This window comes from Acinetobacter sp. NIPH 2100, assembly GCF_000369805.1.
Lineage (GTDB): Bacteria > Pseudomonadota > Gammaproteobacteria > Pseudomonadales > Moraxellaceae > Acinetobacter.
In genome coordinates this window covers 3,425,149-3,431,148 of the sequence record NZ_KB850224.1, presented here as the reverse complement: position 1 = coordinate 3,431,148, position 6,000 = coordinate 3,425,149, and the positions used below count along the sequence as shown (strand labels likewise).

The window sequence follows — 6,000 nt, the reverse complement described above, 5'->3', positions numbered from 1 at the left end:
ATTCCGGTGACTGCACCCAGAGGGCCACCGTCACCAATACCGCCAGTAATGCCACCGATGATGCCAGTGACTGCGCCAAGAGGACCGCCGTCACCGCCACCAATTCCACCAGTGATACCACCGATGATGCCAGTGACTGCACCCAGAGGACCGCCATCACCGCCGCCAATACCGCCAGTAATGCCGCCGATGATTCCAGTGACTGCGCCAAGAGGACTGCCATCACCACCACCGATACCGCCAGTAATACCACCGATGATTCCAGTGACTGCACCAAGAGGACCACCGTCGCCACCAATTACACCGCCAATTGTTCCAGTAATGATGTCGAGAGGGCTGCTTCCTTCACCACCAAGTACGCCACCAACAACACTTGTGACTAGATCGAGAGGACTACCACCTTCACCACTGAGAACACCACCAACAATGCCAGTGACCACATCGATCGGATTGTAATCTCCACTAATAATGCCGTCTACGCTAGCAGTCACACCACCGACTGCACCAGTTACGGTACCCAAGACACCCGTGCTATCAGCATCACCTGTCACAACAGTGGCAAGATTAGTGACAGGTGTAACCAGATCACCATGCGATATGCTATTTAAATCGAGTACAGAGATTGCATTGCCAGAGAAGTTGATCGGGATAGTAATTGGCGTCACCATGTTGGTACCATCTCCAACGCCATTGCCGATACCATAGTTTTGGTCGCCATTACCTGCACCAATACCGTTGCCGATACCACCAGAGCCATTGCCGACTGAACCATTATTTTCAGTGTCATTGTCTTGGAAGTTATTATGCGTGGTCGTTGTTGCATTATTGGTTGAGGTTGAAGTTGCTGTACCAAATAATGAGATTGCATTACCTGAGAAGTTAATTGGAATCGCAATTGGAGCGACAAAGTTTGCATCATCTGCAATCCCATTGCCGATACCATAGTTGTGTTCACCATTGCCTGAAGCGATACCATTACCAATACCACCGCCAGAACCAACACCCGTGCCGCCGCCATTACTATTATTGGTGGTGTCATTGTCTTGGAAATTATTCGTGGTTGTCGTAGATGAGTTATTGGTTGAATTCGAAGTTGCATTGCCAAAGATCGAGAAAGCATTCCCTGATGCATTCACAGGTGTTGTGATTGGGATGATAATACTTGCATCATCTGCAATACCGTTGCCGATACCGTAGTTATGTTCACCATTGCCTGAAGCGATGCCATTGCCGATACCACCTGAGCCATTTGCAGCATTACCGCCGCTATTGCTGTTATTGGTTGTATCGTTATCTTGAACATTATTGTTAGTCGTGGTTGAAGAGTTGTTGACTGAGTTTGAGGTTGCATCACCAAAAATTGAGAAAGCATTGCCTGATGCATTTAATGGTGTGGTAATTGGGATTACGATACTCGAATCATCTGCAATACCATTGCCGATACCGTAGTTGTGTTCACCATTGCCTGCGGCAATACCATTCAGAATTCCTCCAAGATCACTACCAGAGCCAGTTCCTACGCCACCGTTATTACTATTGTTTATCGTATCGTTGTCTTGGAAATTGTTATTGGCTGTTGTAGAGGAGTTGTTGATTGAGTTGGAGGTTGCATTACCAAAAATAGAGCCCGCGTTACCTGAGAAATTAACAGGGCTGGTGATTGGCGCCACCACATTGGCATCACCGCCAATACCATTACCAATACCAAAATTATGGTCGCCATTGCCAGAGCCAATGCCATTGCCGATACCACCGCCAACACCATTACCTGCACTACCACCTACAAGTGTACCGTTATTGCTATTGTTGGTGGTGTCATTGTCCTGAAGGTTGTTGGTTGTTGTGGTTGAACCATTATTGACAGAAGTATTGGTTGTATCACCAAAGAATGTCCAGGAATTACCTAAACCATTGACTGGTGCTGTCACTGGCATGGTGACACTTGCATCATCACCGTTACCATTGCCGATACCGTAGTTATGTTCACCATTGCCTGCACCAATGCCATTGCCGATACCGCCGCCAACACCGTTACCCGTAGTACCACCGACACTTGTACCGTTATTGCTGTTGTTGGTGGTGTCGTTATCTAGCACCGTATTGGTTGTTGTGGTTGCCGCATTATTGTGGGAGGCATTATTGGCATCACCAACGAAGGAAAACTCATTACCTAGGCCATTGATCGGAGTAGTGACAGGGGTAACGACATCAACATCATCACCATTGCCATTGCCATTCCCAATGCCATAGTTTTGCTCACCATTGCCTGCACCAACACCACTGAGTAGACCACCCACCCCGTTACCAGTACCACTACCGGCACCTGTACCATTGTTGCTATGGTTGATGTTGTCATTGTCTGAGACGATATTGGTTGTATTGGTTGTCGCGGTATTGGTTGAGGTATTGCCTAGAGCATTAGAATTAGAGTCATTATCAAGTCCAGAGATGTTGTTACCCATGAAATTGATTGGCGTTGTGACTGGAGATGTCCAATCTGCATCGTCGCCATTGCCATTCCCAATACCGTAATTATGCTCACCATTACCAGCACTTACACCATTGAGTAAGCCACCTGCACCATTGCCTGTTGCACCAGTTACACCTGTACCGTTATTACTATTGTTGGTGGTGTCATTGTCTTGTACATAGTTAAGTGTGTTGGTAGAACCATTATTGACAGAACTGACATCGCCACCGCCGATAACACCCGCTGAATTACCTAAGACATGAACAGGTGTGGTCCATGGGGCAGTGATATCTACATCATCACCGTTGCCATTGCCAATACCATAGTTTTGTTCACCATTGCCTGCTGCTGGACCATTACCTAAACCACCAAGGCCATTGCCTGCATTTGTGCTAACTCCACTATTACTATTGTTGGTTGTATCGTTGTCATAAACAATATTTGATGTGTTGGTTGGCGCTGTATTGACGGAGTCTACATCACCGCCAACGCCCGCAACTGAGTTACCAAGAACTTGGACAGGTGTAGTAATGGGTGTCGTGACGCTCGCATCATCGCCATTGCCGTTACCGATACCATAGTTGTGTTCATCATTGCCTGCGGAAACACCATTGAGTAAGCCACCAGCACTCCCATTGCCTGTTGCACCAACACCGCTTTTGCCATTATTGGTGGTATCGTTATCTTCAATCACCGTAGAGGCATTGGTTGGGGCGGTATTCACTGAATTAACATCACCACCGCCAATTGCAGAGACTGAATTACCTAGGCCTTGGAAAGGTGAGGTCACAGGGATGGTGACACCTGCATCATCGCCATTACCATTGCCGATACCATAGTTTTGTTCACCATTGCCTTCTGCTGGACCGTTGGCTATACCACCAAAACCATTGCCAGCTACACCAGTTGCATGATTGCTATTGTTGGTTGTGTCATTATCTTGAATATGTGTGCTCGATGTCGTTGCTGCAGTGTTGACAGAATTCACATCACCACCGCCAATTGCGGAGACTGAGTTACCTACAGCTTGTACAGGTGTGGTCCATGGTGTGGTGATATCTGCATCGTCACCATTGCCATTGCCGATACCGAAGTTATTTTCATCATTCCCTCCAGATACACCGTTCAGTAAACCACCCTCATTACCATTGGTCGCAGCCCCAACACCATTGTTGCTGTTGTTGGTTGTGTCATTGTCTTGAATCGCTGTACTTGAGTTGGTCGAAACGTTGTTTACGGAATCGACATCGTGTGTGCCTATACCTGAAACTGAATTGCCAATTGTCTGAAATGGTGCAGTGACGGGTGCTGTGAAGCTGGCATCATCGCCGTTACCATTGCCAATACCATAGTTCTGTTCACCATTACCTGCTGCAGGGCCATTTGCTAAACCACCAAGACCGTTGCCAATCACATTCGTAGCTGAGTTATTACTATTATTTGTGCTGTCATTGTCCTGAATATTGGTGGTCGATGTTGTTGTTGAGGTATTGACTGAATCTACGTCACCTCCACCAATCCCTGAAATTGAGTTACCGACAGCCTGTACTGGTGTTGTCCATGGTGTGGTGATATCAACATCCTCACCGTTACCATTGCCAATACCGTAGTTATGTTCACCATTACCAGCAGATACGCCATTGAGTAAGCCGCCATGACTGCCATTGCCTGCTGCGCCGACACCGTTGTTACTGTTGTTGGTCGTGTCATTATCTTGAATATTTGTGTTTGAACTCGTTGAAGTATTAGTGGCAGAAGTTACATCACCACCACCAATCCCTGCGACGGAATTACCGATGGTTTGGAATGGCACCGTGATTGGTGTTGTGACGCTTGCATCATCACCATTGCCATTGCCGATTCCATAGTTTTGTTGGCCGTTGCCTGCCGCTGGACCGTTGCCCCAGCCACCAAGACCATTGCCAGTACCCGTAAGGCCTGTACCATTATTGCTATTATTTATGGTGTCATTGTCATGGATTGTAGTGGAGGTACCGGTTGTTGAGGTATTAACTGAATCCACATCACCGCCGCCAATGCCTGCAACTGAATTACCCACGGCTTGCACAGGTGTGGTCCAAGGCACTGTTACGCTTGCATCGTCACCGTTACCATTGCCAATACCATAGTTATGTTCACCATTCCCTGCACCAATGCCGTTAAGTAAACCAGCACCCACACCATTGCCAGTACCAGCGATACCAACGCCATTATTGCTGTTGTTGGTCGTATCATTATCATTAATTACACTGCTATTTGTTGTTGACGTGCTATTAAGTCCATTGACATGACCACCACCAATCGCTGCTGCTGAGTTGCCTATTGCTTGGAATGGTGCCGTGACAGGTGTGGTGATACCAGCATCGTCGCCATTGCCATTGCCAATTCCATAATTTTGTTCACCGTTACCAGCGCCAATACCATTTAATAGACCACCAGCACTGCCATTTCCAGCAGCGCCTATGCCAGTATTACTGTTGTTGGTCGTATCATTATCTTGAATCTGAGTTGAAGATGTTGTGGGTGATGTATTCACCGCGTTGACATCAGTATCACCAACGGCAGCAATTGAATTGCTTATTGCTTGACCTGGTGTTGTCCATGGCACGGTTACGCTGGCATCATCGGCATTGCCATTTCCAACGCCATAATTATGTTCGCCATTGCCTGCTGCGATACCATTTAATATGCCACCAGCATTGCCATTGCCAGCTTGGGTACCCGTATTACTATTATTCACAATATCATTATCGTGAATTTGGGTTGTTGATGTTGTTGGTGTTGTATTGGCTGTCGTAATAGGCGCTGTAGTGCCTAGCCATGAAAATGAATTGCTGAAGGGTTGAAATGCTGCTGTGAAAGAGGGGGTAAAGCTAAAATCGTTTGCGTTACCTAATCCTGGACCGTAGTTGTGACTACCATTACCTGCCGCTATGTCGTTAAGCAAACCGCCATGACTCGTATTCGTACCATTGTTTGTATTGGTTGTGGTACTGCTGTCTTCGATTACTGTATTTTGTACAGTGGGTACTACAGTATTAACCGAAGAGGAGGATCCTTGGCTATTGCTAGAAAGAGACAGAATACTTTTAATGGGTGATAAAATATTTTTGAATAACATGTCGATATACCTATAATTATTGGAGTTTTGTTTTATTTAAGTTTAATAATTATGTGACTCCTGTCTCATAATCTATTTAGTAGTATTTATTAGTTGTCTATTTAATGTCAATAATGCAGTGTGTATCATATTTTTAAAGAAATATAAAAGTGAAATAAAACAGGGGGCTATATCGAGGTTTAAAGATAAATGGTTAAAATCAAAAAGATATTATGAAAAAGTAGATTATTAATAAAAAATACAAAGTTTAGATCTGAATTAAAACGTGCCAAAAATAATATTTATTTGAATTTTAATAATAATTATGACTGTTTCTGTAGAGAAATTATCTTGTGACTTACGTCGGGTGAAGAAATCTTGATGTATAGTTAGGGCCAAGAAAATTGGATGAAATGTTAGTCAATACACA

1 protein-coding gene is annotated in these 6,000 nt (G+C 45.3%); it reads right to left on the bottom strand.

Annotation, left to right across the window (positions count from 1 at the left end; genetic code table 11):
• A partial coding sequence (locus tag F887_RS18700) for a beta strand repeat-containing protein (RefSeq protein ID WP_005297073.1) occupies positions 1-5,591 on the bottom strand: 5,591 nt, incomplete at its 3' end.
• Between the last annotated feature and the right edge of the window lie 409 nt (positions 5,592-6,000).